A 26784-nucleotide genomic window follows, 5' to 3' on the forward strand; every position below is an offset into this window, starting at 1 on the left:
GACTCTCTGCAGGTCCGTCCAGGGGGTGTTCGGACGCCTCTCGCGTCGCCATAGGACCTTCGTCTCACCATCCAGGACGTTCGTCCGCTATACGGACGGTGTCGACAGTGTCCCGATCTACACCGTATCTTCGTCGCTATGACCACCACGCGGAGCGCACTGGCAGTGACATCTCGTCACGCCCTGCCGACCCGTGGTTCCGACAGCATCTGTTGCTGTTGTTGACACGCGCCTGACCTGACGCCCCGGACTCTGCCGGGAGCGACATCCCAGACCAGGGCGCGCGAGATCAGCCGCCCGGTCGAGAACTCTGCGACGCCCAGGCTGATCCTCGTGCCATCGAAGACTCCACGAGGAAACCATGACGCCCTCCCAGGCCACCGCTGTCGAGCGCTCTGCCGACGAACCCACCGCCTCTGCACGCCCCGCACGTCCTGCGCGCGCTGCCCGTCCCAACGGGCAGTGGAAGGTCGACGGCACAGCCCCGCTCAACGGCAACGAGGCCTGGAAACAAGAAGACGGCGGGCTCAGCGTCCGCGAACGGATCGAGACGATCTACTCGAAGGAGGGCTTCGACTCGATCACGGGCGACGACCTCCACGGCCGTTTTCGCTGGTGGGGCCTCTACACGCAGCGCAAGCCCGGCATCGACGGCGGGAAGACCGCCACGCTCGAGCCGCACGAGCTCGAGGACCGCTACTTCATGCTGCGCGTCCGCATCGACGGCGGCGGCCTCACCACCGAGCAGCTTCGCGTCATCGCCGACATCTCGACCGAGTTCGGCCGCGACACCGCCGATATCACGGACCGCCAGAACATCCAGCTCCACTGGATCGAGGTCGAGTCGGTCCCCGAGATCTGGCGCCGCCTCGAGGCTGTCGGCCTCCACACGACAGAAGCGTGCGGCGACGTCCCCCGCGTGGTGCTCGGCAGCCCGGTCGCCGGCATCGCCAAGGACGAGCTCATCGACCCGCGCCCGGTCATCGAGGAGATCACCCGCCGCTACATCGGGATCCCCGAGCTGGCGAACCTGCCGCGCAAGTTCAAGACCGCCGTCACCGGCCATCCCAGCCAGGACGTGGTCCACGAGATCAACGACGTCGCGTTCGTCGCGCTCGAGCACCCTGAGCTCGGCATCGGCTACGACCTCTGGGTCGCCGGCGGTCTGAGCGCCAACCCCCGGCTCGGCGAACGTCTCGGAGCGTTCGTCACAGCAGAGCAGGCACCTGACGTGTGGCACGGCGTGGTCCAGATCTTCCGTGACTACGGGTACCGCCGGCTGCGCAACAAGGCACGCCTGAAGTTCCTCCTCGCCGACTGGGGCACCGAGAAGTTCCGCCAGGTGCTCGAGGACGAGTACCTGGGCTATCACCTGCCCGACGGACCGCCCGCGCCGAAGCCACCGTCTCCCGGCGACCACGTGGGCGTGCACGAGCAGCGCGACGGCAACTTCTACATCGGGGCCGCGCCGTACGTCGGCCGTGTCTCGGGGTCCATCCTCACGGGCGTCGCCGACCTCGCCGAGTCTGTCGGCTCGCAGCGGGTGCGCCTCACCCCGCACCAGAAGCTCCTCGTCCTCGACGTGCCTCCGGCCGACGTCGCGGCCGTCGTCACGGGCCTGCGTGCGCTGAGCCTCGAGGCGGAGCCGAGCGCGTTCCGTCGCAACACCATCGCGTGCACCGGCATCGAGTACTGCAAGCTCGCGATCGTCGACACCAAAGAGACTGCGCGTCTCACGATCGACGACCTCGAGACACGCCTCGGAGACACCTCGCGTCTCAAGCCCATCACGCTGCACGTCAACGGGTGCCCCAACTCGTGCGCGCGCATCCAGACGGCCGACATCGGCCTCAAGGGTCAGCTCGTGACGAACGACGCGGGAGAGCAGGAGCCCGGCTTCCAGGTCCACCTCGGAGGCGGGCTCGCGAACCAGGACCGCGAGTTCGCGGGGATGGGACGCACCGTGCGCGGCCTCAAGGTCACGAGCGCCAACCTCTCGGAGTACGTCGAGCGGGTGGTCCGCCGCTACGAGAGCGACAAGACCAGCGACGAGACCTTCGCCGAGTGGTCCCACCGTGCCGACGAGGAGGCCCTGCAGTGAGCCAGCCCATCGACGCGAGCCCGCTGGACGCCCTGCGCGCCGCGGCGAAGGCCCGTACCGAGCAGCGTGACGCGGCCAAGGCCGCCCACGCGGAGCGACGTGCCCTCGAGGCTCGTCCCAGGCGCAGCCCGGACGAGCTCCGCGCCGTCGTGGCCCGCGGGCAGGAGGAGCTCGCCGGCTCCGGGATCGGCGCGGCAGACGAGGCGAGCGCCGAGCAGGTCGTCGCCTGGGCAGTGCGGGAGTTCGGCGACTCGATCGCCGTCGCGTGCTCGATGGCCGACGCGGTGCTGCCGCACGTCGTGGCGCCGCTCGCCCCGTGGGTCGATGTGCTCTTCCTCGACACCGGCTACCACTTCGCCGAGACCCGCGGGACCCGCGACGCCGTCGAGCAGCAGATGGACGTCACCATCGTCGACGTCCTCCCCCTGCTCACGGTCGCGGAGCAGGACGAGCAGCACGGCACGGACCTCTTCGGTCGCGACCCGGGTGCCTGCTGCGCGATGCGCAAGGTCGAGCCGCTGCACCGCACGCTCCAGGGCTACGAGCTCTGGGTCACCGGCGTGCGACGCGACGAGGCGCCGACCCGCAGCGCCACGCCGCTCGTCCAGTGGGACGAGAAGAACGGGCTCGTGAAGATCAACCCGCTCGCCGCGTGGACGTTGGACGACCTCCTCGGCTACGCCGCGCAGCACCAGGTCATCCTCAACCCGCTCCTCAACGACGGCTACCCCTCCATCGGCTGCGCTCCCTGCACCAACCGTGTCGCACCCGGCGACGACCCCCGCTCCGGCCGATGGGCCGGACTCGACAAGACCGAATGTGGGCTCCACGTATGACGATCACCGAGACCGACGACGTCGACGAGACGACCCGGCGGACCACAGCAGACACTGCTCCTGAGACCAGCACGCTCGCACCGCCCGCTCGGGCGGAACGTCGGCTGAGCCAGCTCGACTGGCTCGAGAGCGAGTCGATCCACATCATCCGTGAGGTCGTCGCCGAGTTCGAGCGCCCCGTGCTCCTGTTCAGCGGCGGCAAGGACTCCGTCGTCATGCTCCACCTCGCCGTCAAGGCGTTCTGGCCGGCACCCGTGCCGTTCCCCGTCATGCACGTCGACACCGGGCACAACTTCCCCGAGGTCCTCGCGTTCCGCGACGCGACGGTCGACAGGCTCGGGCTCCGGCTCGAGGTCGCCAGCGTCCAGGACTACATCGACGACGGCCGGCTCTCAGAGCGCGCCGACGGCACCCGCAACCCGCTCCAGACGCTCCCGCTGCTCGACGCGATCACCGGGCACAAGTTCGACGCCGTCTTCGGCGGCGCACGCCGCGACGAGGAGAAGGCCCGCGCCAAAGAGCGCGTCCTGTCCCTGCGCGACGAGTTCGGGCAGTGGGACCCGCGCAACCAGCGCCCCGAGCTGTGGAACCTCTACAACGGGCGTCACCGGCCAGGCGAGCACGTCCGCGCATTCCCCATCTCCAACTGGACCGAGCTCGACATCTGGCGCTACATCGAGCGCGAGAACATCGAGCTGCCCAGCCTCTACTACGCCCACGACCGCGAGGTCTTCGAGCGAGACGGCATGCTCCTGTCCGTCGGGCCGTACTCCCAGCCGCGCGACGACGAGCCGGTCGTCACCGAGCAGGTGCGGTACCGCACCGTCGGCGACATGTCCTGCACCGGCGCCGTCGAGTCCGACGCCACAGACGTCGCCGCCGTCATCACCGAGGTCGCCGCGACCCGCATCACCGAGCGAGGCGCCACCCGCGCCGACGACCGCATCTCCGAAGCCGCCATGGAAGACCGCAAGAAAGTGGGGTACTTCTAGTGAGCACTCAGACCGTGAGCCCGACCACCACCCTGCTGCGCCTCGCCACCGCCGGGTCCGTCGACGACGGCAAGTCGACGCTCGTCGGCCGCCTCCTCTTCGACTCCAAGTCCGTGCTCGCCGACCAGCTCGACGCCGTAGAACGCGTCAGCCGTGACCGCGGCCTCGAGACGACCGACCTCGCGCTCCTCACCGACGGCCTCCGGGCCGAGCGGGAGCAAGGCATCACGATCGACGTCGCGTACCGGTACTTCGCCACCGCGAAGCGCTCGTTCATCCTCGCCGACTGCCCCGGGCACGTGCAGTACACGCGCAACACCGTCACGGGCGCCTCGACGGCCGACGTCGTCGTCCTGCTCATCGACGCGCGCAAGGGACTGCTCGAGCAGACCCGCCGACACCTCGCTGTCGCGTCGCTGCTCCGTGTGGCGCACGTGATCGTCGCCGTGAACAAGATCGACCTCGTCGGCTACTCCGAAGAGCGCTACCTCGAGCTCGCCGCCGAGATCACCCAGACCGGGGCGGGGCTGGGCGTCGCCGACCTGCGCACCATCCCCGTGTCCGCGCTCGAGGGCGCGAACATCGTCGACCGCTCCGGCAAGACACCGTGGTACACGGGTCCGAGCCTGCTCGAGCTCCTCGAGGAGCTCCCCCCGGCCGACGAGCCGAGCGACGAGTCCTTCCGCTTCCCTGTCCAGACGGTCATCCGTCCCCAGGGCGCGGCACGCGACCCGAGATACCGCGACTACCGCGGCTACGCAGGCCAGATCGCCGCCGGCGTCGTCCGTGTCGGCGACGCGGTCGTCGTCCTGCCGTCGGGGAAGCGGTCCGAGGTCGCCGGCATCGACACGGCCGACGGCGAGCTCACCGAGGCGTTCGCGCCCCAGTCCGTCACGCTGCGCCTCACCGACGAGATCGACGTGACCCGTGGCGACCTCATCGCGACGGCAGCCGATGCCCCCGTCCCGACGCAGGACGTCGAAGGGACCGTCGCCTGGCTCGCCGAGCGACCGCTCGTGCCAGGCTCGCGCGTGCTGCTCAAGCACACGACGACGACGGTCCAGGCAGTCGTCCGGGACGTCGTCGGAAAGCTCGACCTCGACACCGCGACCCTCGAGCCCGCCGAACGGCTCGAGCTCAACGACATCGGTCGCGTCATCCTGCGGCTCGCCTCACCGATCGCTGCTGAGGAGTACCTCGTGTCACGACGGACCGGTGCGTTCCTCCTCATCGACGCAGCCGACGGCGGCACGCTCGCTGCCGGCATGGTCGGCGACGCCCTCGCAGCAGCGATCACCCCCGAGGACCGTCCAGCGCAGTACACGATCTGACGCGCCATGACCTGGCCCACCACCCGGTTCGCCGGCATCGTCCTGCGTCGCTCCGCGGTCGCGCTCCTGGCACCCTTCCTGGTGCTCGGGCTCGCCGCGTGCGCGACGACGGGACGGCCTGCGAACGCAGCGGTCTTCACCGACCAGGGGCCCGCTGACGAGGTCCGGATCGGGTACTTCGCCAACGTCACGCACGCCCCCGCGCTCGTCGCGGACGTCGAGGGGTACTTCGCCGACGCGCTCGGTGACGACACGACGATCACCTTCACGACGTTCAACGCCGGACCGGCAGCGATCGAGGCGCTGCGCGGCGGGTCCATCGACATCGCCTACCTCGGCCCCAACCCGGCCATCACCGGGTACGTCACGACCAACGGCAGCCTCCTGCGCATCATCGCCGGTGCGGCCTCGGGCGGGGCGCAGCTCGTCGTCGCCCCCTCGATCACGGACGTCGCCGACCTGGCGGGCACGCAGATCGCGACACCCCAGCGAGGCGGGACGCAAGACGTCGCCGCCCGGGCGTACCTCGCAAAGCACGGGCTGAGCACCGACCTCCGCGGCGGCGGAGACGTCGACCTCGTGCCCACGACCAACGCCCAGACGCTCCAGCTCTTCACAGACGGTCAGATCGACGGAGCATGGCTCCCCGAACCGTGGGCGTCCCGCCTCGTCCTCGAGGCCGGCGCGCACGTTCTCGTCGACGAGGCAGACCTGTGGCCCGACGGCGACTTCGTCACGACCACCATCGTCGCCACCCAGGAGTTCCTCGGCGAGCACCCCGACACGGTCCGCGCCGTGCTCGAGGCTCACGTGAAGGCGGTCGACTGGATCGACGAGCACCCCGACGATGCCGCGGTCGTCATCAACGACGCCCTCGCCGAGAAAGCCGGCAAGGCGCTCCGCGCGGACGTGCTCGCCCGGTCGTTGTCCTCCCTGACGTTCACGGTCGACCCGCTCGCCAGCACGCTCGACGACCTGTTCACCCACGGTCTGGATGCCGGGACCACCGAGCTCCCGCTCGGCATCCCGCCCGACGGCGTGCTCGACGGGATCTACGACCTCCGTCTGCTCGACGCAGTGCTCGACGCCCACGGCGAGCCGCCCGTGGACTCCGCCGGACTCGGCAAGGAATGAACGACATGAGCATCACCACCTCCCCGCGCACCGCCCCCGAGACCGCCGTGCCGGGCACCGCCCAGCGCACCGCCGTCACGATCTCGGGCGTGAGCAAGCGCTTCGCCGACGACGGCCCCCTCGTCCTCGACGGGATCGACCTGACGATCCAGCCAGGAGAGTTCGTCTGCCTGCTCGGGGCGTCGGGCTGCGGCAAGTCGACCCTGCTCAACATCATGGCCGGGCTAGACCGGCCCAGCGCAGGGAGCGTCGACGTCATCGGTGAGGGGGCTGCGCTCATGTTCCAAGAAGCCGCCCTCTTCCCGTGGCTCACCGCAGGCCAGAACGTCGACCTCGCGCTCAAGCTGCGCGGCGTCGCCAGGCGGGACCGCGGCGCCCGCGTCGCCGACCTCCTCGGTCTCGTCCACCTCGGTGGTGCAGCCGACAAGCGCGTCCACGAGCTCTCCGGCGGGATGCGCTCGCGCGTCGCCCTCGCCCGTGCGCTCGCTCAAGAGCGTGACGTGCTCCTCATGGACGAGCCCTTCGCCGCGCTCGACGCGATCACGCGCGACCTCCTGCACGACGAGCTCGAGCGCGTCTGGCAGACCACTGGTCGGACCGTCGTGTTCATCACGCACAACGTCCGCGAGGCCGTGCGCCTCGGCCAGCGGGTCCTGCTCATGTCCAGCCGACCCGGACGGATCGTGCGCGAGTGGCAGGTCGACGTCACCGGCGAACGCAGCATCTCCGCGCCCGAGGTGGCACGGCTCGCCCACGAGATCACCGACAAGCTGCGCGAGGAGATCCGCCGCCATGCCGTCTAGCACCACGGTCCCGACACCGTCGACGGACGAGAACCTCAGCTCGCTCGAGGCTGGTCTCGACGCGCTCCAGACCTCGACGAGGGCTCGCACCACCAGTGTGCGCAAGGGCCTGCGGGCGTTGCTCCCCCTCGCGATCGCGGTCAGCGTCCTCCTTCTCGCGTGGGAGGTCGCGTTCCGGCTCGGCCCCCAGGACGTGACTCGGTTCCCGCCACCCGCGCTCGTCGGCCTGACGTTCCTGCACCTGTGGAGCGACGACACCGTCGTCGAGGCGCTCGCCACGAGCGTCCAGCGCGGGGCCGTCGGCTTCGTCCTCGCCGCCCTCATCGGCACACCGCTCGGGATCGTCGTCGCCCGGGTGCGATGGATACGCTCGTCGTTCGGTCCGCTCATCACCGGGCTCCAGGTGCTGCCGTCCGTCGCGTGGGTCCCGGCCGCAGTCATCTGGTTCGGGCTGAGCGACGTGACGATCTACACCGTCATCCTCCTGGGAGCCGTCCCGTCGATCATCAACGGGATCGTCGCCGGGGTGGACCAGGTGCCGCCGCTCTACAAGCGCGTCGGCCTCGTGCTCGGCGCGAACCAGGTCGAGCTCGTCCGCCACGTCATCCTGCCCGCCGCCCTGCCCGGCTACCTCGCGGGGCTCAAGCAGGGCTGGGCGTTCTCGTGGCGGTCGCTCATGGCTGCCGAGCTCATCGCCGTCGGCGGAGACATCGGCTTCGGTCTCGGCCAGCTGCTCCAGCAGGGTCGGGACCTCGGCGACATGTCCCGCATCTTCGTCGGCATCATCCTCATCCTCGTCGTCGGCATCGCCGTCGAGCTGCTGTTCTTCGCCCCGGTCGAGCGGGTGGTCATGCGTCGACGCGGGCTCGCTGTGGACGCGGACCGGTGAGCGCCGCCACCGTACGAACCTCTCTCCCGGGCGGCGCACGATGGTCGTAAGGTCTGGTTCATGACAGACGATGCGCCCTCGGAGATCTTCCCGCTCGGCCTCCGGCTCACCGGTCGACGCGTCCTGCTCGTGGGAGGCGGTCTCGTCGCCGCGCGCCGCGCCCGGTCGCTCGCGGACGCCGGTGCACGCGTGAACGTCGTCTCCCCTGCGCTGTGCGCGCCGATGTCTGAGCTCGTCTCCGCCGGCACGGTCGTCTGGGAGCACGAGCGCGAGTACGCGTCGGGTGACCTCGACGGCGCGTGGCTCGTCCACGCGGCCACAGGCGACCGCGACGCCGACGCACGCGTCTCGGCGGACGCCGAGGCCCAGCAGGTGTTCTGCATCGCGGCGGGCGACGCTGTCGCTGGAACCGCGTGGGTGCCAGCGGTCGCGCACTTCGACGACGTCATCGTGTCCGTGACGTCGTCGTCCGCGAAGGAGCGCAACCCGCGCAGGTCCATCCGCGTCCGTGACGCCGTCGAGCGAGGCCTGCGCGACGGCACGCTCCCGGTCCGGCACACGCCACCGCGCCCGACCGCAGCCGCTCCAGGCACGGGCGCGGCCACTGGCACGGGCGATCCCGCTGTGACGTCACCGCCGACGACGGGCTGGGTCGCGCTCGTCGGAGGCGGTCCTGGCCGGCTCGACCTCCTCACCGTCCGCGCGCGTGTGCTGCTCACGGCAGCCGACGTGGTCATCATCGACCGGCTCGCGCCCCGCGCGATCCTCGACGAGCTCCCGCGCGACGTCGACGTCATCGACGTCGGCAAGACCGCCGGTCACCACCCGATCCCGCAGGAGGCGATCAACGCGCTGCTCGTCGAGCACGCGCTCGCCGGGCGTGGCGTCGTGCGGCTCAAGGGCGGTGACCCGTACGTGTTCGGACGCGGTGGCGAAGAGCTCGACGCGTGCGAGGCGGCGGGCATCCCCACCGAGGTGGTGCCCGGGGTGACGAGCGCGATCTCCGTCCCGACCGCCGCGGGCATCCCGGTGACGCACCGCGGTCTGTCTCGCGGTTTCACGGTCCTCACCGGGCACGAGGACGTGGGGCGCGTCCCTGCGGCAGCGGACCACACCCTCATCCTTCTCATGGGCGTCTCGCACCTGCCGCTCACCACGGCGGGCCTCATCGCGAACGGGCGCGACCCGCGGACTCCCGCCGCTGTCGTCGAGGACGGCTACGGTGACCGCCAGCGCACCACGGTGGGCACCCTTGCGACGATCTCCGACCTGGCCGTCGCCGCAGGTGTCCGACCGCCGGCGATCACCGTGGTCGGCGAGGTCGTGCGTCGGTCTCCGGCATGGGTGGAGCAGCCCTAGGTGTTGTGGGTCATGACGTTGTTAGCACGACGGCCACTGTCTGTGAGCGACAGGCCGCACGTCGCCTCGCGTGTTCTGGTCTCAAGCGGGGTGGGCGTCGTGGATGAGGTGGCGGTAGATGGTGCCGCCTGAGACCCCGAACGTGTCCGCGATCTGCTGGACGGTGTAGGTCTTCTCGTCATACATCGCCCGGGCCTGACACGCCTTGGTCGCGGTCATCTTGACCCGACCACCGCCCACCAGGGGTCGTGGTGTCGATCCCCTGCGACAAGGCCTTGAGCCCGAGACCTTGGGCCTCTAGCGCGTCGGCGACCTCTTTGAGGTTGCGCACCGAGCGACTCAGCCGGTCGAGCTTGGTCACCACAAGAGTGTCGCCACTGCGCAGGTACTCCAGAGCATCATCAAGCGCAGGTCGCTTCGCCAGGACACCCGAGGCGTGCTCGACGAAGACCTTCTCGCACCCACCAGCACGCAGCCAGTCCAGCTGAGCGTCCAGGTTCTTATCCCGGGTCGACACACGCGCATATCCGATCGAAGCCATGCCGGAAATGTACGGCGAACGTACCTGACAGCACATAGGTCTCGGACACGGGCCACGAGACACGACACGCTGACCCAGACCTCACAGTCGGGGACTGTCTCATGGACGGTCGTTCACGGGCGGTATCGGGCGCCGACACCCAAGACCGATGAGCAGTCACGATCGCGGCTTGTAGCCGCCGGTCGCCTGCAATTCTTCCCGGGCCGAATAGGACCAGAGGGCCAGGGTGGGGCGTGTCCTTCCATCGTGCCGCGGGGCCTCTCCTTCGCCTACGCCTCCCGGCGCGTCACCAGCGTCATGACCCGCCACACTTAGCCTTTTCACGCATCTACCAACCCAGGGTATTTTATTTTTTAAGCAAAAGTCGCGGGCCTCATGACTCTTGACGCGGCCCATCCCTTTGCCTATCCTAGCGATCACTGCGATTGCCACAGTGCGATCATGTCGCCCACCCCCAGCCCTTTCGGAGGTATCTCACATGCGCGTTGGAAACGGCATTTTTCGCCCTATCGCGACAGCAGCATCAGTCTTGATGCTGACTCTCACACTCACTGCATCTCCCGCTTTGGCAACACAGAAGCCGGATGCGCCGACGGTACCTCCCGTGGTTTCCACAGCCCCTTCCCTAGTGACGATCGACGCCCCCCCTGCCCCGCGTGGGAACCGGCGGTCAGGTAGAGATTCAAGGGATCAAGTCGTGGCTAGTAAAGCAGGCACTGAAGGGTGTGGCTGGCGGGGTTCGCGGCGGGGCAAGCACATTCATTCGGTTGGGTGACCGCTTCCTCGATGCTGGAGCGAAGACTGCGCTGCGCAACAACTCGGGTCGGATCGCTGACGTCATTGAGGACGTCGCAAACCTCCCCGACATCGCGACTCACAGAGTCCGCAGCGAGGTATATAAAGGGCTCAAGGGCTTCCTAGGTGACGGCACCGCGAACGTCATCGCCAACGCCGTCGAAGGAGTCATGTGGATTCTGCTTTGAGCACACCAGAACAGGAGAACGGTATGTCGGATGACCTAATTACCGAGCTGCAGCAGCGAGTGCGCGATCTTGAGGATCGTCTGTACACGCTCACGGTGAGTGTTGCCTACCGCGAGGATCAACCGTACTTCGCGGAGGTGAGTCGCTCGATGCTCTCCAGCGAGGACCGGAGCGTCCTGGGCTTGGTGATGAGCGGCATCCTGGATCGGGCGAGTGGACAGAGCACCATGCGTCCGCCGGAGCGTGAGCACCTCACCCATCCCGCCCTGGACAAGGCCTTCAGCCCGGGCCCCATCACGTATCACGAGGCCGTCCAGATCGTCAGCATGCTGGTCGGAAGCGAGGAGTCCGCGAGTCGGATCATCGAGGCGCACCGCCTCCAGGGGTTCGGGGAAGAAGCCCACCGACACCTCACAGCCAGCTCGGCATAGTCGATCTGTCCTGGGCGAAACCAGCACGAGACGTCTTGCAACCCATAGGTTGCAAGACGTCTTGCTTGGCCCCGACCCGACGACCGTGTGAGCAGCTTCGCTTTGTGTCGTCGTTTTCGCTGCGTTCGGTGTCAGGCCGGGTCATTCCGATGATGAGGGTGCTGCGGGCAGCTTCGTGGGTGAACTGCTTCTCGATGTCGGGCATGCCGTTGAGGATCATCACGATCCCGGTGCGGTCGTACTGGTCGCGGGGCCGCCGCTGCTCACGCCTAAGGAGTGCGGATCAGGCCTGCGGCGTCCAACTCCGTTCGAAGGGAGTCTTTCCAGTTCGAGCCGGGGTACTGCACATAGCTCAGGCCAGCTAGGTCGGAAGGGCGCTCCACGTCGGCATCAACGACGACGACGCTCTCGCGGCCGATCTTCCCGATGAAATACCCGAGCTCGAGGACGACGTTCTGTCGCGCGCGAGGATCGGGGGCGACCTTCGCCTGGAATGCTGCGTTCGCCTGACCAACGTCATCCGGGGTCAGCAAAACGATCACGAACGATGCCTCTGCTCCGATCGCTTCGAACTTCTCAATGATGGTCTGTCCCCTGCCAGCTTCTTCGGCCAGCGATATAGGCATTAGACCAGTGACCTTATGGACGTAGATCCGGATCGAGTTCAACGCCGCTTCATCGTGGCCGTGCACTATGAAGATCGACGGAACCTGCGTCGCGGGGGCTGGGTGATCCAGCGCAGCGTCCTCCGGCCGCTCGTATGGCGGAATTGGCGTCGAGGGATCTGTCAACCAGGCATCGGGATCAGCTTCGGGTTCCGGCGTCGATTCAACTTGCCATGAGGTAGGGATCTCTGATGCATCGCGCGCGTCCAAGTAGTCCTGGAAGAGCCTCCTTGTGCGAGCGGGTGCGCTGTTCTCGGTCCAGGTAGGCAGGTCTGGCATCGAATCCGCAAACAGTTCCATTCGCCCTGCTTCGCCGGAGTCTTCTTCGACCGCTTCGGACGCGAGAATCTGACGCACCACTTCCGCTGCTGCGTCGGGGTAATCGTCATCGCCAAACCCAAGTGAACGGTACAGGCGTGAATGTCCGTCGATGATGTCGCTCGTGCCGGTCTCGCGACCGAACACCCGCCATTCCGTGTCCGTCCACTTGTCGGCTGCGTACGCGGCGATGGCATTCTGCAGAGGATCAACACGAGGCATGCTCGGAGTATAGGGTCCGCGCCTGCCTCTCCGCGCACGCTGGACTCACGTGACTAGCCTCGGGCTTTCATGGCCGGGGTGGCGCGAGGTCGTGTCGGTGAACTGAAAAGTGCCCCTGAACTGGGATGGTATGGGTTCTTGAGGACCATTTCAGACTCGTTCGAGGAGCACCTTCCAGGTGAAGCAGACTACCGGTTCCTACCCGCGCCTGAGCGTCGACACGACCACCTCGCCAGCAGTCGGGCAGGCCGGCGGGGTGCTGGTCACCGAGACGATCACAGCCACCGGGCTCGGGCGCGAGCTGTCCGGCGCGTTGGCGCCGTGGCGTAAGCCGCTCGCGGTCCACGACCCCGCGAAAGTCATCACCGACCTCGCGCTCACGCTCGCCCTGGGTGGGGACTGCTTGGCCGATATCGCGCTGCTGCGCGCCGAGCCCGGGGTGTTCGGACGGGTGGCCTCGGACGCGACGGTGTCCCGCACGATCGACACCCTGGCCAAAGACGCCCCGGCCGCGTTGAAGGCCATCAACGCCGCACGGGCCCTCGCGCGGGCCCGGGCGTGGTCGCTGGCCGGCACCGATGCCCCCGACCACGACGCCCGGGCGAGCGTCCCGCTGATCGTGGACCTGGACGCGACGTTGGTCGCTTCCCACTCCGAGAAGGAGCTCTCTCGCCCGAATTTCAAGCGTGGCTTCGGCTTCCATCCGTTGTGCTCGTTCATTGACCACGGCCCAGGTGGGACCGGTGAACCCCTGGCGATCTTGCTCCGCCCGGGCAACGCCGGGTCGAACACGGCCGCCGACCACATCACCGTCCTGAAGTCGTCCCTCGCGCAGCTGCCCGGCCACCGGCCCGGGACCCGCCCCGGGCGCAAGGTGCTGATCCGCATCGACGGGGCCGGGTCCACCCACGCCGTCCTGGACTGGCTCACCGGCCAGCGACTGTCGTACTCGGTCGGATTCTCGCTGCCCGCCCACACCCCTGACCTGCTCGAACTCATCCCCGACCACGTGTGGGCACCCGCACTGGACGCCCACGACGAGATCCGCGACGGCGCGTGGGTCGCCGAGCTCACCGACCTGCTGGCATTGAAGAACTGGCCCAAGGGCATGCGCGTGATCGTGCGCAAAGAACGCCCCCACCCCGGCGCGCAGCTGACCATCACCGACGTCGACGGGCACCGCATCACCGCGTTCGCCACCAACACCCGCACTGGTGGGCCGGGCACCCAGCTCGCCGACCTCGAGCTGCGCCACCGCCGCCGGGCGCGCTGCGAGGACAGGATCCGCATCGCCAAGGACACCGGGCTGCGCGCGTTCCCGCTGTTCGACTTCGCGCAGAATGAGATCTGGTGCGCGATCGTGGCCCTGGCGGTCGAGCTCACCGCGTGGATGCAGATGCTCGCCTTGCACGCTCACCCCGCCCGCCGCTGGGAACCCAAACGGCTGCGACTACGCCTGTTCACCGTCCCGGCGACCCTGGCCCGCACCGGGCGACGGGTCCTGCTCCACCTCGCCGACAAAGCGCCCTGGGCGCACCTGGTCGGCGAAGGAACCACACGACTACGCGCCCTGGCCGCCGCAGCCGGCTGACCGCCGCCACTCGTCCCGACAACCCCGCACGACCCCGCGACCTGGAACCGGCGCCCACCCGAGACGACACTCGGGCCCTCGTCAGGCCCCAACGCAAGAATCAACCCACCACGACAGCCTCAACGCCGCCGCGACCGAGCACAGCCGCCTCATGAAAGATCGAGGCTAACGCCCGACTCCGACGAGTAGTTCCGGTCCGATCACATGCGGCGGATCGGCCGTGTCGTCAACGGCGGCTCGTGGCGCACCACCGCAACGCTGCTCGCTCTCGTGCACGCCGAAGTCGTGCGGGTAGCGGAGATCCGCACAGCGCCCAAGATAGCGAAACAGGGTGCCGCGGAGGGGCCTGTGGCGCATATCAACCTGCTGGGACGAGTCGACGGGGGGCCAGTCGAGCAGCGAGAATCGCTCGTCGGCCGCTTAGTTCGCAGAGGTCTTCTCACATCCCGGATCCGTCCGCGAAAGGATGGCAGCATGTATATCCACCCGGGAGTGTGGGTCTCTGACCGCTATTGCGCTATGGGTCCTGACGGGGTCGAAGACCCGATGCTGACCGTGGTAGGACCGATGCTCGAGGGACAAAAGAGCTTCCAGTTCTCCGCAGCCCGGCCGGTTGCTGGCCACGACGTGCTCTCCGGGATCGAGCGGGCGATAGATGCGCTCCTGACTGAGGGCGTCGGCGCCGAGCCGATCGCCGCGATGCCGTGACCTCGGTCGCGGTGTGCCTGGTCCTTGGCGGGTCGGTGCTCCACGCTGTGTGGAACACCGTGGTCAAGCAAGCTCCCAGTGGCGGAACCCTCTTCGTCTGGGTGTACTCGACCTTCTCCGTGACGCTCCTGCTCCCCGTGGTGCTTTTCGGGGCGGCACGGGGGAGCACGATCGACGCCGTCGTCGTCAAGGCCGGCGTGGTGTCAGCGCTGCTGCACACGGCATACGCGATCACCCTGCAGCGGGCGTATACGCGAGCGGACATGAACGTCGTCTACCCGGTCGCGCGCGGCATGGGACCGGTGCTCGTCGTCGTCTTCGCGGCCGTCGCACTCCGACAGCACCTCACCATCGTCGAGATGGCCGGTGTGGCTGTCATCCTGGGAGGCGCGATCGTCGTCGCGTCACGCAGGTCAGGGGACCGAGATCTCGTCACCGTGGAAGCCCGACGCTCCCTGGCCGGGCCCGTGCGCGGTCTCCTCGTCGGGGCGACGATCGCCGGGTACACCCTGTGGGACGACCACGCGATGAAGGACCTCGGCGTCGATGCGCTGCCGTACTACACCTGCACAGCGGTCGTGCAGTGCGTGGTGCTCACGGTGCTGTGCTGGCGGCGCCGTCGGGAAGCCGTCGTCGTCGTGCGCCACTCCTGGCGACCCGCGCTCCTCGTGGCCGTCCTGGTCCCCGCGTCCTATGTCGCGGTGCTGTTCGCGCTCACGATGGCGCCGGTTGCTCTGGTCGCCCCGCTGCGCTCGACGAGCATCGTCTTCGGCAGCATCGCTGGATGGCTGCTCCTCGGTGAGCCCGCGGGTCGGCGGCGCCTGCTCGGTGCGGTCGTCGTGGTCCTGGGAGTGGGACTGCTTGTCGTGCCGAGCGGGTGAGGTCCTCATGCTCACCGGGCAGGCGCCGCCGGTCCGCCGCGCACGCCGAGGGTGCACCTGGTCCTACCCGTGCGAGCGTGAGGATCTCGGCCCCGTCTTCGGTGAAGGCGATCGTGTGCTCGCTGTGGGCGGTGCGGCAACCGGTCGCGCTGCGGAGGGCGGATTCAAGTGGTCGGTGCAACGGGCACTGTGAGATGAGGCGGAAGCTGATCACGGGAGGGTCCGGATGCAAGGTAGGCATGGTCATCTCAGCAGGGAGCAGAAGCAGTTCGCGCTGTGGTTGCACGCGAAGGGCTGGCGGCTGGTCGACATCGCGCGGGAGATCGGGTGCAGCGCGCCGATGGTCGGGCTCATGGTTCGTACCGGTCGCTACGTGGACGCCAAGGCGTTCGGGTGGGATCCGCGGTCGGGGTGCCTGACGATCGCAGAGCGTGAGCAGATTCTGGTAGGACTGGCCCAGGGCCTGTCCCTGACGGCGATCGCTGGCCAGCTGGGCCGTGCGGTCTCGACCATCAGCCGGGAGGTCGCTCGCGCCGGTGGTCGGGAGAAGTACTCGGCGTGGGGTGCTCACGAACGGGCCCGCGCCCAGGCCCGACGCCCCAAGGCGTTCAAGCTCGGGACGGGCCCGCTACTGCAGGAGGTAGCCACGAACCTCGAGCAGCTGTGGTCACCGCAAGAGATCGCCGCCCGCCTACGATTGGACCGCCCCGGCGACCCGGAGATGCACGTGAGCCACGAGACGATCTATCAGTCGCTGTTCGTCCAGGGCCGCGGCCAGCTGCGCCGTGAGCTCGCCCGCTGCCTGCGCTCGGGGCGGACCGCACGCAAGCCCCGCACAGCCGTTGACGGACGCGGGCGGATCCCCGGCATGGTCATGATCAGCGAACGTCCGGGTGAGGTCGAGGACCGCGCCGTTCCCGGGCACTGGGAAGGCGACCTCATCATGGGCGAGCAGAGCCGCAGCGCGGTCGCAACGCTCGTGGAGCGTTCGACCCGCCTGACCCTGCTGCTGCACCTGGGCGAAGGCAAGAGCGCCGAGCAGGTCGAAGTCGCGATGCGTGAGGCGATCACCGCGCTACCGGTCTCATTGAGACGCACTATCACCTGGGACCAGGGCGCAGAGATGGCTAAGCACGCCACGTTCACCGCTACGACCGGCATCCCGATCTACTTCTGCGACCCGCACTCCCCCTGGCAGCGCGCCAGCAACGAGAACACCAACGGGCTACTGCGCCAGTACCTGCCCAAGAGCACCGACCTCAGCCTGGTCAGCCGCAACGAGCTCGAACGAATCCAGGACAGCCTGAACGCTCGCCCCCGCAAGACGCTGGGCTACATGACACCATCAGAGAAGTTCGCAGAACTCGTTGCGGCCACCACTTGAATCCGCCGATCTTGAAGTCGGCGTCGGCTTTCTTCGCGGCGGAGCTCGACCGCCCACACAGCAGGTAGTTGCGTTCATCGACGAGCACAAGAGTGCTCATGGGGTCGAGCCGATCTGCGCGGCGTTGCAGGTCGCCCCGAGCACCTACTACGCAGCCAGGTCGCGCCTGGCCTCGGCGAGGTCGGTCTCCGATGCAGCCACGACCGCAGTCATCGAAGATGCTTGGATTCCAGCAGTCGTCGCAACGGTGTGAACTATCCGGGGCTCAGTAAAGCACTCATCCGCTCCGTCGGAGTGTCCCAGTCCAGCGCCTTGCGCGGCCGGTCGTTCAGTTCGTCGGCGATCGCGGCGAGTGCCCCGGTATCTTGAATGCGCAGGTTTGTGCCTTTGGGAAGGTACTGCCGGAGCAGCCCGTTGGTGTTCTCGTTCTGAATCGCCCTGGGTTCGGTGGAGTCGCCTGAGCTTGGGAACGAGGATGGACTCATGCCGAAGGAACAGAGTGCGGGGAAGCCGACCATGAGGCGGTACTCCGATCAGGAGAAGTCTGCCGCGGTCCGAATGGTCCGCTCGCTGCGAGCAGAGCTGGGGACCGAGCACGGCACGGTCCATCGAGTCGCGACACAGCTGGGCTATGGAGTCGAGTCGCTCCGGGTCTGGGTCAAGCAGGCCGACATCGACGAAGGCGTCACCCCGGGTGTGACGACCGACGAGGCTGCTCGGGTGAAGGCCTTGGAGCAGGAGAACCGGGAGCTCAAGCGCGCGAATGAGATCCTGCGGCGAGCAGCCCATTTCTTCGGGGCGGAGCTCGACCGCCAGAACAAGTAGCCGCGTTCATCGACGCCAACCGCGAGGACCTCGTGGAAGACAGTCGTTTGGGAGTCGAGCTCATCTGCACGGTGTTGCAGGTGGCCCCCAGCACCTACTACGCCAGAAGGAGCCGGCCGCCCTCGGTTCGCCAGGTCCGTGATGCTGTCAACGGGCCTGCGTTGGTGGCGCTGTGGGAGGCGAACTACCAGGTCTACGGGGCACGCAAGCTCTGGAAAGCAGCGGGTCGGGCCGGGATCGACGTCGGCCGGGACCAGATCGCCCGCCTGATGCGGGCCGCGGGGATCGAGGGCGTGCGCCGGACCAAACGGGTGCGGACCACCCGGCCTGACCCGCGCGCGGCCCGACACCCCGATCTCGTGGGCCGTGACTTCACTGCCAGCGCTCCGAACCAGCTGTGGGTGACGGACCTGACCTACGTACCGACCTGGGCCGGGGTCGCCTACGTCTGCTTCATCATCGATGCCTACTCCCGGATGATCGTGGGCTGGCGAGCGGCCCCGACGATGCGGACCGAGACCGTCTTGGATGCGATCGAGATGGCCCGCTGGTCACGCGGGGCGAACCTGCCCGGCCTGCGATGTCACAGCGATGCCGGCAGTCAATTCACCTCGATCCGATACGGGGAACGTCTCGCCGAGATCGGAGCGACCCCGTCGATCGGAACCGTGGGCGACAGCTATGACAACGCGCTGGCCGAGACCGTGAACGGCTACTACAAGGCCGAACTCATCCGTGGACCCGCTCGCCAACGGCCCTGGAAGACAGTCGAGGACGTCGAGCTCGCCACCCTCGGGTGGGTCCACTGGCACAACACCCAGCGCCTGCACGGCTACCTCGGCGACGTCCCACCCGCCGAGTACGAGCAGGCCTTCTATGCTGATCGAACCGACCGCCACCAGGTCGTCGGAATCCAATAGCGCGACTCTCCATCAGCCCCAGGGCGATTCATTCGTGCCGCGCTGCCATGGTGAGGCCCGCTCGCAGAAGTAGACCGCCATGTCCGTGGCGAGGGAGAAGGCCCGGTGCTCGCTCATCTCCGCTCCCTGATCCCAGGTGAGGGTCTTCTTCAACGAGGCCGGCATACCCTGCAGGGCGGTGATGACGCTGTCGCGAACAGCATCGGCAGTGCGCTCGATCGGGAGATGTCCGAGGACCACGTAGCGCGTGGTCCTTTCTACGAGGGTCGCGACGGCTGAACCGCTGCCGGCGCCGATGATCAGGTCACCTTCCCAATGCCCTGGGATCGTGCGGCCTTCGACGTCTGCGGGGCGCTGGGAGATCGGCGTCATCTCGTCGATGAACCTGCTCGTGCGCGTCTGCGGGTCACGGTGGGGTTTGCGGCGCGAACGACCGCGACGCAGTGAGACCGCCAACTCGCGTCTCAGCTCTCCGTGCGCGTGGACGTAGATGGCCTGGTAGATCGTCTCGCAACTCACGCGCATCCCCGGGTCATGGGGAAAGTCTCGCTGAAGCCGGTGGCGGATCTGCTCCGGCGACCATCGCTTCTTGAGCTTGGCGGCGACGTAGTCCCGTAGCGGGCCGTCGACGGTGAGCTTCGCTGTGCGCGGGCGCTCGCGACGCTTCACGGAGACGCGGTGCGCGGTGTGGGGCAGATATCCGCTCCTGCTGACGGTGTTGCGTCGCACTTCACGACTGATCGTCGAAGGCGCCCGCCCCATCGTCGCCGCGATCTTGCGGATCGACAGCCCCATCATCATCAAGTCCTTCAGCCGTTCTCGCTCGAGAAGGCTGAGATAGCGGGCGTCGATGACCTGCTCGACGCGGGCAATGGGGATACGTTCGCCTTGCACCCATGCGGTTCTCGGGCTCTTCACGTTCGCCAGGACCTCCTCGGGCCGGTAGAGCACCACTCTGCCGTCGGGGTAGATCCGACCCTTCGAGAACACGCGGATGCCCTTGTCCCAGTCCAGCGCCTGGTGCGATTCGACCCCCAGTCGAGCAGCGGCGTCGCGGCGCGACATCCCTTCCCGTCGAAGTTTGAGGAACCCCTGTCGCTTCGCGTCCGCGTAAGCGCCCGTGAAGATCCCCGCCTTATGCGCCCAGGCGTAGCACGTGACCCGGTTGAAGCCGAGTTCGCGCGCAACCGCCGATACGTTCCCGCTCACAGCGAGCCGTCTGAAGAACTCCGCCTTATCCTCCGGGGTGTGCTTGCGCTGCGTGCTCCGCGGCGTCGACAACCCCGCCTGCTTCATCCATCGGTAGCCGCGATCCGGACTCACACCGGCGGCCAGAGCAGCTGCCCGCACCGATCCGCCCCGGTCGATCAACGCCAGGAACGCCAACCTCTGCTGCTCCGTGTACTTCCTCGCCGGCATCTTCCACTCCTCGTCGCGGGCGTTGCGACGACTGCTGGAATCCAAGCGTTCACCGGAAGGGTCTACGCGGCCTTCGTCACCGACGTGTTCTCCCGGCGTGTGGTCGGCTGGCAGCTGTCGAGGTCGCTGCGCACCGACCTCGCCCTGAACGCCCTAGAGATGGGCATCTGGACCCGCAAGCGCGAGGGTCGCGACCTGTCGGGACTAACGCACCACAGCGACAGAGGAGTCCAATACGTCGCCGTTCGCTACACCCAGCGCCTCGCTGAGGCCGGCGCCGTCGCCTCGGTCGGCACCACCGGCGACTCCTACGACAATGCCCTGGCCGAGGCGTTCAACTCCCTGTTCAAGGCCGAGCTCGTGCGCAACAAAGGCCCCTGGAAGAGCATCGACGACCTCGAGATCGCCACAGCCGAGTACATCGACTGGTTCAACCACCGACGACTGCACGGCGAGATCGGCCTAATCCCACCCACCGAGCACGAGACCAACCACTACCGCCACAACCCCGCTCCAACTACCGTCGAAGCGTCAGTTCCGAGCCTCCACTAAACCCGGTACGAGACGCCGGGGCCGCGTAAGCCCGCCCCCGAAAAAGTGCATCTATCGTTCCCGGAGACCGTACGGCCATCATCCGTCTCGCTCGACGTGCGGTTCAGCGATCGCCGAGGGTGCGCCGAGACGCTCGTACACGCTGCAGCCAGTCCACGATGAGTGCTTCCACGACAACGGGTCGGTCCAAGTGCACGTTGTGCCCCGCGGCGTCGAGAATGACGAAAGTTGCCCGCGGGTAGTGCTCAAGCCGGTTCGACGCGTCTTCGAAGCCCACGACGTGGTCTTGGCGAGCTGTGACGATCAGCACGGGCATCATGAACGGCTCGGGCGAGGCGTCTTCCGGCTCGACGTCGAACGCATACTGCTGCTCAATACGCGCTAACGCGGACCGATCGACCGAGGTGAGGCCAGGGTGCACATGCTCGAGGAACGTTCGGACGCCTTCGGGATGCTGCTCGACCGCTACCTCGACGTAGTCGAGGGCCGCGGCGCCCGCTCCCCGGACGGCGACCGGGTCCTCGTGCAAGACCGTCCGCGACGGCAGCGTCCGAAGCCGCTGTTGCGCGACGAAGACCCCGGCGAGCGTCGCAAGGCCGAGCACCTGCGGACGCAGGTCGTGCGCAACCTTCCTCGCCACCATTGCGCCGAAGGAGTTACCGAGGATCGCGAAGGGCTCGTCACCGAGCAGCTTGTCAATCTCATGTTCAACGGCATCGGCGATGTCACTGGTGCTCGCCACATCACCGATAGGAGTCCCGGCCGTGCCGGGCAGATCCAGGTAAACGCGTCTCCACCCACCGAGCGCACCAAGTGCTGGGTCCAACGACGTGAGGATGCGATGGTCCACACCGAAGCCATGGATCATCACCAGCGGAGTCCCTGCGCCTCGCTCAACAGCATGCATCCACCCAGGTTACAAAGAAGCATCACGCCTGCGATGAACGCGATCGGTGGTTGGGGGCCCACTCGTGCACGTCCAGGACCCCCTCACGAGACCAGAGCGGTGATCTGGTCAGGCCGGAACCCGGACCAGTGCCTGTCGCCAGCGACCACGACGGGCGCCTAGATGTTCTGTGTCATGACGCTGGTGACGCGACTGCCTCGGTCTGTGGACAACCGTTCACGGATGGGGCCGAACACCCCCTCCATCGAACCCGGTACGAGACACTTCCATCCTGCGACCAGAGGCCTCCCCCTTCCTCGCACCCACACCACCCGGCGTGTCGCCAACGTCGTGACCCACAACATCTACGCCCCGGACCGACGATGGTCGGCGGATCGTCCGGCCTTGATGGTCGACCTGTTCTTCTTCGCTCCGAGGCGCCTCTCGACGGAACCACGGGTGGGCCGGGTGGCTCGCCGTCGCCGCGGTGGCGGCGCGAGCGCTTCCCGAAGGAGCTGGGCGAGACGCTCGCGGGCTGCTGCACGGTTGCGAAGCTGGGCGCGGTGCTCCGAGGCGACGACGACGACCGCGTCGCCGACGAGCTGGTGCCGCAGACGGTCCAGGAGCCGTTCGCGCAACGGTTCCGGCAGGGCTCCTGCGGACGCTGACGTCGTCGGGACCCAGAGCAGCTCGACCCGGCTGTCGGCGGTGTTCACGCCTTGTCCACCAGGCCCTGACGAGCGAGAGAAGCGCCAGGTCAGCTCGCTCGCGGGGACGAGGAGGTCTGTGGTGACGCGCAGCGGGGTGTCCATCTCAGGCGGAGGCGAGCGCGGCCGCCGCCGCGAGGTACCGGTCGACGACGATCTGCGCGAGGAGCGGGTGAGCTCCGATGGGTGCGGAGACGATCTCAGCGCCCACGCGAGCGATCCCGTCGAGGAAGAATCCCGGTGCGAGGAGGTAGCTCGCGACCACGACGCGCCCGTGGGCCGGGCCCCCGAGCCCGGCGCGGGCGAGGTCTGTCGCGACACCGACGCGCGGCGTGGCGGCGGAGGCGTAGCCGACGCTCACCGGACCGTTCCACATCGCGTCCACCGATGCGACGACCTTCTCGACGTCCCCGGCAGCGCGCGCATCGCTCGACCCTGCCGCAGCGACGACGACGGAGTCGTCCTGCGACGCCCCGGCCTCGACGAGCCGTTCGACGAGGATCGACGCGAGGCGGTCGTCCGGGCCGAGGGCTCGGGCCGCGATCGTCGGGCCACCCGTCGCAGCACGGGTCTCCACGGCCGCAGCGATGTCGACGTGGACGTGGAAGCCACCGGACAAGAGCAACGGGACGATGACGACCCCGCGCTCTGGAGCGACGCTGCCCACGACCTCGTCGACCTGCGGGTACTGGACGTCCACGTAGGTCTCGAGGACCTCGACATCAGGGAGGAGCTCCCGGACCGCTGCCACGAGCTCAGCAATGATCGCCTGCCCTTGGACGTTGTCCGTCCCGTGAGAGCACGCGACGAGCACGGGACGGCCGCCGGTCCCCTCGATGTCGTCCTGGACGCTACCTGCCTGGCCGTTGGAAGTCGTCATGGAGCCATGATGCCGGATCGCGGGCCGTCTCGGGCTCCCGGACGAGGCTGCGTCTGTCCACAGATGCAGACGAACCGACCCTAGGAGCAACGAAGACAATAGGGTCATGGCCATGAGGCTCCTGAAACGACCCCGCTCGCTCACGACCGCTGCAGGGCTCGCCACCCTCATGCTGCTCACGGGATGCGCCACGGAACCCGAGGCCGACGCACCACAGACCGCGACGAGCACCCCCGCAGCGACCGACGACACCGCCACCACGACGCTGCCCGAGCCACCCGCCGCGCCCGAGAAACCAGCAGCGATGGCCAACGACGACGAAGCCGGCGCACGCGCAGCGGCCGACTACTTCCTTGCCCTCTACGCCTACACGGTTCAGTCCAACGATGTCACGCTCCTCGACGACTTCTGCTACGAAGCGAGCACTTTCTGCACAGCCGTACGGCTTGATCTGGAGGACGCCGAGAACACCGGTCAGGTACTCGCTGGCGGGGACCTCACATGGACGACCGAACCACAGGTCGAGCAACGAACTGACGCTTCCGCCTACATAGTCCAGGGCACCATTCACCAGTCCGCATCGCAGCTTGTCACGTCTGAGGGATCAGTCGTGGACGCATACGAGGCGGAGGACCTGGAGAGGGCGATCTACATCTACTGGGACTCCGGCGACTGGTACGGGTTCGATATCGCGGCGCCGAGCGAGACAGCAAGCGAGTGACAAGGAGCAATACGGCGATATTCCAGATCATGCTGTCTGCGGGACTCACGATGGGTTCGCTATCGCTCGGGCCGCTCGGGCCGCTGCATCTTCTGGCGACCGACACACCGTCACCGCCATCACCAGGTCGTACCTTCGGCGCCGCCACGAGCGGCGATGGCTTCAACGTCAATGGATCGTTTGAAGACTTCACCATCCAGCTCTCTGGACGGAAAACCCAGAAGGAGACCGTCCACATCGCCCCGGAGTCTCTCACCTGTGGCGGGCCGGGCGTGTTTGCCTCGGCGTGTGCGACCGTCGGGGCGAACGAGGCCGCCGCGCGGTGCGACGACCCGACAGACTTCGAGTTCGCGCCGACGACCATCAGCACGCTGGACGAGCTCGGAAACTGGACGGCACCCGTCCACAACTCCTTCATCGCCTGCGCCACGACGCCGGCTGGCGCACCCCCGGTGGTGTTCACCGAAGCCGACTTTCAGGCGCTGGCGATCACACCGTCAGCCATCGTCGTCGGCCCGTCAGGCGGATGGCTCCCCGTCCAGATGGACAACGTCGCCTACACCGACGCCACCCCGCAGACACTCGTCACCACCATCGTCGGTCAAGCAGTGACCGTCCGAGCCACCCCGACCCAGTTCACATGGAACTGGGCCGACGACAGCGCCCCGACAACCACGACAGACCCAGGCCGCGCATGGCCGAACCACACCGTCGCGCACCCCTACACCCGTGCCGGCGACTACACCGTCACCATGACGACCCGCTGGACCGGAGAGCTCTCACTCGACGGCGGCAGCACCTACCAACCCATCACCGGCACAGCCACGACCACCAGCACCGCACCCTCCATCACCGTCACCGAGCTCCGCAGCCGACTCGTCGACGACCTCGTCTACTGACTCGGCGAACCGGAACTCGGCCAGGTAGGCGGTAGAGACCGTCGGGGCTCATCCCGGACCATGGCTGAGCACCAGTGCGTTCTGGACGCTGGCGCCCGCGTCTGGGGCAACCTCGCCGACTAGATCCCCGGTCGCGGCGCACGCCTCGACGTGAGCGGCGCTGATCGTCCGTACCGCTGCCGCGACGACGTCCCAGAAGATCGAGCAATCCCTGCAAAGATGCAGGTCACAACCCCACCGGCCATCCATCGCCAGACACTTCCGGGACCCTGGGCAGGTGCCCTACGATCACCCCATGACTCGGACCTCTGCGAAGTTCGTCCTTTTTGCCCTGGGCGCTGCGCTCGTCGCCGTTGCGTGGGTCATGTTCACGCGCATCGGTGACGTCTTCGGGACCACGCTCTTCGACACCCTCGTCAAGGATCACATGGACTTTCGACCGCCGACGTTGCTCATCTCGACCCTCGCTCTGGCTGTGCTCGGCGTCGCCGTCGTCGTCTTCGCCGCGGGGATGAAGCGGTCCCACCACGACGCGGTCGAGATCTCCGTGGCTCGGGCAGACGTGATGCGCGCCTTCCTCGTTCTCGGTTCCGCCATGGCTGCGTTGGTCGGGATCATCTTCGCAGTCGTCCCTGGAGAGGTGGGGCGCACACTTCTCACGTCTCTCGCGGACCCGTTCCCGTCCTACCCGTCGATAGACACCGTCGTCTCGATGCTCGGCCTGATTGCCGCAGGAGCCTCGAGCCTCGTCGTCGGCGCACAGATGAGACGGTCCAGCCAAACAGTTTCTGCTCCCGCGATGACCCGGGGAGAAGCGGAACGTGCCTTGCTCATCTTCGGATCTGCTCACCTCGCCCTGGCCGTCGTGCTGCTCACGCTCGTCACCGACGGCATGGGACGTCCCCTTCTCGATTCATGGGGCTCCGGTTCCACCAGCGACCTCGGAGTCGTCGAGGCCATCGTGCTCAGCGCGACGATCGCTGCTGCCCTGCTCGGCACCGCACTCCTTGCCTGTGGTGCACGGATGAAGGCGCGTGACCACACCACGACTCGAGCCGACGTGGAACGTGCTGGCTTCGTCGTGGGTTCCGCACTGGTTGCTCTTGCCGTCCTGCGGCTCGTGCTCGTCCACGACGTCATGGGTTCCACGCTTCTCGAAGCCGTCGCGAACGGATCCACCGGATACGCTCCGTCGTTCCTGCGGGACTCGACGATCACCCTGGCTGCGGTCGGCATCGGGATCATCGCCATCGCCGCGACCATGAGGGCGGACCGCCGCCGCGGCCGCACGACCGATCGCTCAGCACAGGCGCTCGTCTCCTAGGAGACGAGCCAGGATGCCACGGGCCACAAGACTCTCAGGCTGAGAACGCCGCCGAGATCGCCGAGGTGTCCTCGTAGAGGCGCATGCGCGTAATCTTCCCTCCCGCGACGGTCAGGCGCATCGCGACGTCAGTGTGGAACGGGCGGCCGGTGGTGGCCGCTACGTGGTCGAAGACAGCGAAGACGACCGCGTCGTCACCTTCCGTGACGAGCGCCTCGACCGAGACGACGCTCCTTCCGGGTTCCAGCGCCGCCCACAGGTCGCGGAAGTAGTCGGGCACCTCGCTCTTGCGTGAACGCCTGCCAGCCCAAGGCGTCACCTTCCGGTCCCCCGGCACCACCCAGTCGATCGTCTCGGCGAACAGCTCTCCCAGCCCGTCAGCGTCCTGCGCCGCCAGCCGTTGCAGGAAGGCATTCGTCATGTCTCTGGGGGTGCCCATCGGGTGCTCCTTCGATCCTTGGGTGGTCAGAGACCACTATTGT

The 26784-nt window shown here is 67.7% G+C and carries 26 protein-coding genes, 4 pseudogenes and 1 other annotated feature; of the genes and pseudogenes, 20 read left to right on the forward strand and 10 right to left on the reverse strand.

Annotation, left to right across the window (positions count from 1 at the left end):
• Positions 1 to 361 precede the first annotated feature (361 nt).
• The 8 genes from ATL42_RS08865 to cobA are packed head-to-tail and all read left to right on the forward strand — an operon-like array spanning position 362 to position 9445.
• Entirely contained in the window at positions 362 to 2101 is a 1740-nt protein-coding gene (locus tag ATL42_RS08865) for a nitrite/sulfite reductase (RefSeq protein WP_098455032.1), read from the forward strand.
• Positions 2098 to 2937 (forward strand): phosphoadenylyl-sulfate reductase, encoded by an 840-nt coding sequence (locus ATL42_RS08870; protein WP_425443196.1) that lies wholly within the window; start codon positions 2098 to 2100, stop codon positions 2935 to 2937. The genes ATL42_RS08865 and ATL42_RS08870 overlap by 4 nt, the downstream gene beginning before the upstream one ends.
• On the forward strand, positions 2934 to 3929 hold the full coding sequence (gene cysD / locus ATL42_RS08875; protein WP_098455033.1) for a sulfate adenylyltransferase subunit CysD: 996 nt from the start codon (positions 2934 to 2936) through the stop codon (positions 3927 to 3929). The genes ATL42_RS08870 and cysD overlap by 4 nt, the downstream gene beginning before the upstream one ends.
• Positions 3929 to 5260: a sulfate adenylyltransferase subunit 1 gene (locus ATL42_RS08880; protein ID WP_098455034.1), complete on the forward strand. Its 1332-nt coding sequence runs from the start codon at positions 3929 to 3931 to the stop codon at positions 5258 to 5260. The genes cysD and ATL42_RS08880 overlap by 1 nt, the downstream gene beginning before the upstream one ends.
• Positions 5261 to 5266: 6 nt before the next feature.
• Positions 5267 to 6394: an ABC transporter substrate-binding protein gene (locus ATL42_RS08885; RefSeq protein WP_098455035.1), complete on the forward strand. Its 1128-nt coding sequence runs from the start codon at positions 5267 to 5269 to the stop codon at positions 6392 to 6394.
• A 5-nt stretch (positions 6395 to 6399) separates the two neighbouring features.
• A complete protein-coding gene (locus ATL42_RS08890) occupies positions 6400 to 7197 on the forward strand; it encodes an ABC transporter ATP-binding protein (RefSeq protein ID WP_098456460.1) in 798 nt (265 codons plus the stop codon).
• A complete protein-coding gene (locus ATL42_RS08895) occupies positions 7187 to 8086 on the forward strand; it encodes an ABC transporter permease (protein ID WP_098455036.1) in 900 nt (299 codons plus the stop codon). The genes ATL42_RS08890 and ATL42_RS08895 overlap by 11 nt, the downstream gene beginning before the upstream one ends.
• A 60-nt stretch (positions 8087 to 8146) precedes the next feature.
• The gene (gene cobA, locus ATL42_RS08900; protein ID WP_098455037.1) at positions 8147 to 9445 is read left to right on the forward strand and encodes a uroporphyrinogen-III C-methyltransferase; all 1299 of its coding nucleotides are present in this window, start codon (positions 8147 to 8149) and stop codon (positions 9443 to 9445) included.
• An 81-nt stretch (positions 9446 to 9526) separates the two neighbouring features.
• Here the strand turns inward: cobA and ATL42_RS16695 are convergent, their stop codons facing one another.
• Both ATL42_RS16695 and ATL42_RS08905 read right to left on the reverse strand, forming a co-directional pair.
• Positions 9527 to 9631, reverse strand: coding sequence for a helix-turn-helix domain-containing protein (locus ATL42_RS16695; protein WP_245862362.1), 105 nt, complete (start codon positions 9629 to 9631; stop codon positions 9527 to 9529).
• Positions 9624 to 9986: a recombinase family protein gene (locus ATL42_RS08905; RefSeq protein WP_245862365.1), complete on the reverse strand. Its 363-nt coding sequence runs from the start codon at positions 9984 to 9986 to the stop codon at positions 9624 to 9626. Before ATL42_RS08905 ends, ATL42_RS16695 begins: the two co-directional genes overlap by 8 nt.
• Before the next feature lie 656 nt (positions 9987 to 10642).
• Here ATL42_RS08905 and ATL42_RS08910 point away from each other — a divergent pair.
• Together ATL42_RS08910 and ATL42_RS08915 are read left to right on the forward strand one after the other, a co-directional pair.
• A complete protein-coding gene (locus ATL42_RS08910; protein ID WP_098455038.1) occupies positions 10643 to 10969 on the forward strand; it encodes a hypothetical protein in 327 nt (108 codons plus the stop codon).
• Positions 10970 to 10992: 23 nt separating this feature from the next.
• Positions 10993 to 11400, forward strand: a complete 408-nt coding sequence (locus ATL42_RS08915) for a hypothetical protein (RefSeq protein ID WP_098455039.1) — start codon at positions 10993 to 10995, stop codon at positions 11398 to 11400.
• Between the two features lie 269 nt (positions 11401 to 11669).
• Here ATL42_RS08915 and ATL42_RS08925 read toward each other — a convergent pair whose 3' ends face one another.
• Positions 11670 to 12605, reverse strand: coding sequence for a TIR domain-containing protein (locus ATL42_RS08925; protein ID WP_169925371.1), 936 nt, complete (start codon positions 12603 to 12605; stop codon positions 11670 to 11672).
• Positions 12606 to 12783: 178 nt separating this feature from the next.
• Between ATL42_RS08925 and ATL42_RS08930 the strand changes: the two genes are divergently transcribed.
• From ATL42_RS08930 to ATL42_RS08940, 3 genes are all read left to right on the forward strand, one after another.
• A complete protein-coding gene (locus tag ATL42_RS08930; protein WP_098455041.1) occupies positions 12784 to 14196 on the forward strand; it encodes an IS1380 family transposase in 1413 nt (470 codons plus the stop codon).
• A 474-nt stretch (positions 14197 to 14670) separates the two neighbouring features.
• Positions 14671 to 14904: a hypothetical protein gene (locus ATL42_RS08935; RefSeq protein ID WP_098455042.1), complete on the forward strand. Its 234-nt coding sequence runs from the start codon at positions 14671 to 14673 to the stop codon at positions 14902 to 14904.
• 59 nt (positions 14905 to 14963) lie between these two features.
• Entirely contained in the window at positions 14964 to 15785 is an 822-nt protein-coding gene (locus ATL42_RS08940; protein WP_143556726.1) for an EamA family transporter, read from the forward strand.
• Positions 15786 to 15858: 73 nt separating this feature from the next.
• Here the strand turns inward: ATL42_RS08940 and ATL42_RS16700 are convergent.
• Positions 15859 to 15942, reverse strand: a pseudogene (locus tag ATL42_RS16700) (type I methionyl aminopeptidase); the annotation flags it as partial.
• 69 nt (positions 15943 to 16011) lie between these two features.
• On the opposite strand from ATL42_RS16700, the gene ATL42_RS08950 reads away from it, so the two are divergent.
• Complete coding sequence (locus ATL42_RS08950; RefSeq protein ID WP_098455044.1) at positions 16012 to 17169, forward strand: IS30 family transposase; 1158 nt, start codon at positions 16012 to 16014, stop codon at positions 17167 to 17169.
• A gap of 25 nt (positions 17170 to 17194) precedes the next feature.
• Positions 17195 to 17308, forward strand: a sequence feature (AL1L pseudoknot).
• A pseudogene (locus ATL42_RS16705) lies at positions 17198 to 17320 on the forward strand (IS3 family transposase); the annotation flags it as partial. Its footprint overlaps the feature before it by 111 nt.
• 103 nt (positions 17321 to 17423) lie before the next feature.
• Here the strand turns inward: ATL42_RS16705 and ATL42_RS16185 are convergent.
• Positions 17424 to 17597 (reverse strand): annotated as a pseudogene (locus ATL42_RS16185) (transposase); the annotation flags it as partial.
• A 55-nt stretch (positions 17598 to 17652) separates the two neighbouring features.
• Here ATL42_RS16185 and ATL42_RS08955 point away from each other — a divergent pair.
• Positions 17653 to 18914 (forward strand): IS3 family transposase gene (locus tag ATL42_RS08955; RefSeq protein WP_098454946.1). Its coding sequence is split into 2 segments (ribosomal slippage): positions 17653 to 17956 and positions 17956 to 18914, totalling 1263 coding nucleotides; the frame shifts between segments, so codons are not numbered across the junction.
• A gap of 15 nt (positions 18915 to 18929) precedes the next feature.
• Here ATL42_RS08955 and ATL42_RS08960 read toward each other — a convergent pair.
• Positions 18930 to 19979, reverse strand: a pseudogene (locus ATL42_RS08960) (IS30 family transposase); the annotation flags it as partial.
• A gap of 72 nt (positions 19980 to 20051) precedes the next feature.
• Here ATL42_RS08960 and ATL42_RS16965 point away from each other — a divergent pair.
• Positions 20052 to 20885 (forward strand): DDE-type integrase/transposase/recombinase, encoded by an 834-nt coding sequence (locus ATL42_RS16965; RefSeq protein ID WP_098456463.1) that lies wholly within the window; start codon positions 20052 to 20054, stop codon positions 20883 to 20885.
• 103 nt (positions 20886 to 20988) lie between these two features.
• Here ATL42_RS16965 and ATL42_RS08970 read toward each other — a convergent pair whose 3' ends face one another.
• The 3 genes from ATL42_RS08970 to ATL42_RS08980 all read right to left on the reverse strand — a co-directional run bounded on the left by ATL42_RS08970 (position 20989) and on the right by ATL42_RS08980 (position 23358).
• A complete protein-coding gene (locus tag ATL42_RS08970; RefSeq protein WP_098455045.1) occupies positions 20989 to 21792 on the reverse strand; it encodes an alpha/beta fold hydrolase in 804 nt (267 codons plus the stop codon).
• Positions 21793 to 22136: 344 nt separating this feature from the next.
• A complete protein-coding gene (gene arfB, locus ATL42_RS08975; RefSeq protein WP_098455046.1) occupies positions 22137 to 22583 on the reverse strand; it encodes an alternative ribosome rescue aminoacyl-tRNA hydrolase ArfB in 447 nt (148 codons plus the stop codon).
• Between the two features lies 1 nt (position 22584).
• On the reverse strand, positions 22585 to 23358 hold the full coding sequence (locus ATL42_RS08980) for a sirohydrochlorin chelatase (RefSeq protein WP_098455047.1): 774 nt from the start codon (positions 23356 to 23358) through the stop codon (positions 22585 to 22587).
• 112 nt (positions 23359 to 23470) lie between these two features.
• Here ATL42_RS08980 and ATL42_RS08985 point away from each other — a divergent pair, with 112 nt between their 5' ends.
• The 3 genes from ATL42_RS08985 to ATL42_RS08995 all read left to right on the forward strand — a co-directional run bounded on the left by ATL42_RS08985 (position 23471) and on the right by ATL42_RS08995 (position 26302).
• A complete protein-coding gene (locus tag ATL42_RS08985; RefSeq protein ID WP_143556727.1) occupies positions 23471 to 24079 on the forward strand; it encodes a DUF6318 family protein in 609 nt (202 codons plus the stop codon).
• A 50-nt stretch (positions 24080 to 24129) separates the two neighbouring features.
• Positions 24130 to 24978, forward strand: a complete 849-nt coding sequence (locus ATL42_RS08990) for a PKD domain-containing protein (protein WP_169925373.1) — start codon at positions 24130 to 24132, stop codon at positions 24976 to 24978.
• 295 nt (positions 24979 to 25273) lie between these two features.
• Positions 25274 to 26302, forward strand: coding sequence for a hypothetical protein (locus ATL42_RS08995; RefSeq protein WP_098455050.1), 1029 nt, complete (start codon positions 25274 to 25276; stop codon positions 26300 to 26302).
• Between the two features lie 34 nt (positions 26303 to 26336).
• On the opposite strand, the gene ATL42_RS09000 is transcribed toward ATL42_RS08995, so the two are convergent.
• Positions 26337 to 26741, reverse strand: a complete 405-nt coding sequence (locus tag ATL42_RS09000; RefSeq protein ID WP_098455051.1) for a nuclear transport factor 2 family protein — start codon at positions 26739 to 26741, stop codon at positions 26337 to 26339.
• Positions 26742 to 26784 lie beyond the last annotated feature (43 nt).

Origin of the sequence: Sanguibacter antarcticus (assembly GCF_002564005.1) — a bacterium.
GTDB classification, from domain to species: domain Bacteria; phylum Actinomycetota; class Actinomycetes; order Actinomycetales; family Cellulomonadaceae; genus Sanguibacter; species Sanguibacter antarcticus.

Excerpts from the sequence above, each read along its gene's own strand:
- ATL42_RS08895 (WP_098455036.1), top strand. The coding sequence starts at position 7,187 with ATGCCGTCTAGCACCACGGTCCCGACACCGTCGACGGACGAGAACCTC.
- ATL42_RS08865 (WP_098455032.1), top strand. The coding sequence starts at position 362 with ATGACGCCCTCCCAGGCCACCGCTGTCGAGCGCTCTGCCGACGAACCC.
- cysD (WP_098455033.1), top strand. The coding sequence starts at position 2,934 with ATGACGATCACCGAGACCGACGACGTCGACGAGACGACCCGGCGGACC.
- ATL42_RS08950 (WP_098455044.1), top strand. The coding sequence starts at position 16,012 with ATGCAAGGTAGGCATGGTCATCTCAGCAGGGAGCAGAAGCAGTTCGCG.
- arfB (WP_098455046.1), bottom strand. The coding sequence starts at position 22,583 with ATGGACACCCCGCTGCGCGTCACCACAGACCTCCTCGTCCCCGCGAGC.
- ATL42_RS08925 (WP_169925371.1), bottom strand. The coding sequence starts at position 12,605 with ATGCCTCGTGTTGATCCTCTGCAGAATGCCATCGCCGCGTACGCAGCC.
- ATL42_RS08980 (WP_098455047.1), bottom strand. The coding sequence starts at position 23,358 with ATGACGACTTCCAACGGCCAGGCAGGTAGCGTCCAGGACGACATCGAG.
- ATL42_RS08885 (WP_098455035.1), top strand. The coding sequence starts at position 5,267 with ATGACCTGGCCCACCACCCGGTTCGCCGGCATCGTCCTGCGTCGCTCC.
- ATL42_RS08905 (WP_245862365.1), bottom strand. The coding sequence starts at position 9,986 with ATGGCTTCGATCGGATATGCGCGTGTGTCGACCCGGGATAAGAACCTG.
- cobA (WP_098455037.1), top strand. The coding sequence starts at position 8,147 with ATGACAGACGATGCGCCCTCGGAGATCTTCCCGCTCGGCCTCCGGCTC.
- ATL42_RS16695 (WP_245862362.1), bottom strand. The coding sequence starts at position 9,631 with ATGTATGACGAGAAGACCTACACCGTCCAGCAGATCGCGGACACGTTC.
- ATL42_RS08915 (WP_098455039.1), top strand. The coding sequence starts at position 10,993 with ATGTCGGATGACCTAATTACCGAGCTGCAGCAGCGAGTGCGCGATCTT.
- ATL42_RS08935 (WP_098455042.1), top strand. The coding sequence starts at position 14,671 with ATGTATATCCACCCGGGAGTGTGGGTCTCTGACCGCTATTGCGCTATG.
- ATL42_RS08890 (WP_098456460.1), top strand. The coding sequence starts at position 6,400 with ATGAGCATCACCACCTCCCCGCGCACCGCCCCCGAGACCGCCGTGCCG.
- ATL42_RS08970 (WP_098455045.1), bottom strand. The coding sequence starts at position 21,792 with ATGCATGCTGTTGAGCGAGGCGCAGGGACTCCGCTGGTGATGATCCAT.
- ATL42_RS08985 (WP_143556727.1), top strand. The coding sequence starts at position 23,471 with ATGAGGCTCCTGAAACGACCCCGCTCGCTCACGACCGCTGCAGGGCTC.
- ATL42_RS08990 (WP_169925373.1), top strand. The coding sequence starts at position 24,130 with ATGGGTTCGCTATCGCTCGGGCCGCTCGGGCCGCTGCATCTTCTGGCG.
- ATL42_RS09000 (WP_098455051.1), bottom strand. The coding sequence starts at position 26,741 with ATGGGCACCCCCAGAGACATGACGAATGCCTTCCTGCAACGGCTGGCG.
- ATL42_RS16965 (WP_098456463.1), top strand. The coding sequence starts at position 20,052 with ATGCGCCCAGGCGTAGCACGTGACCCGGTTGAAGCCGAGTTCGCGCGC.
- ATL42_RS08995 (WP_098455050.1), top strand. The coding sequence starts at position 25,274 with ATGACTCGGACCTCTGCGAAGTTCGTCCTTTTTGCCCTGGGCGCTGCG.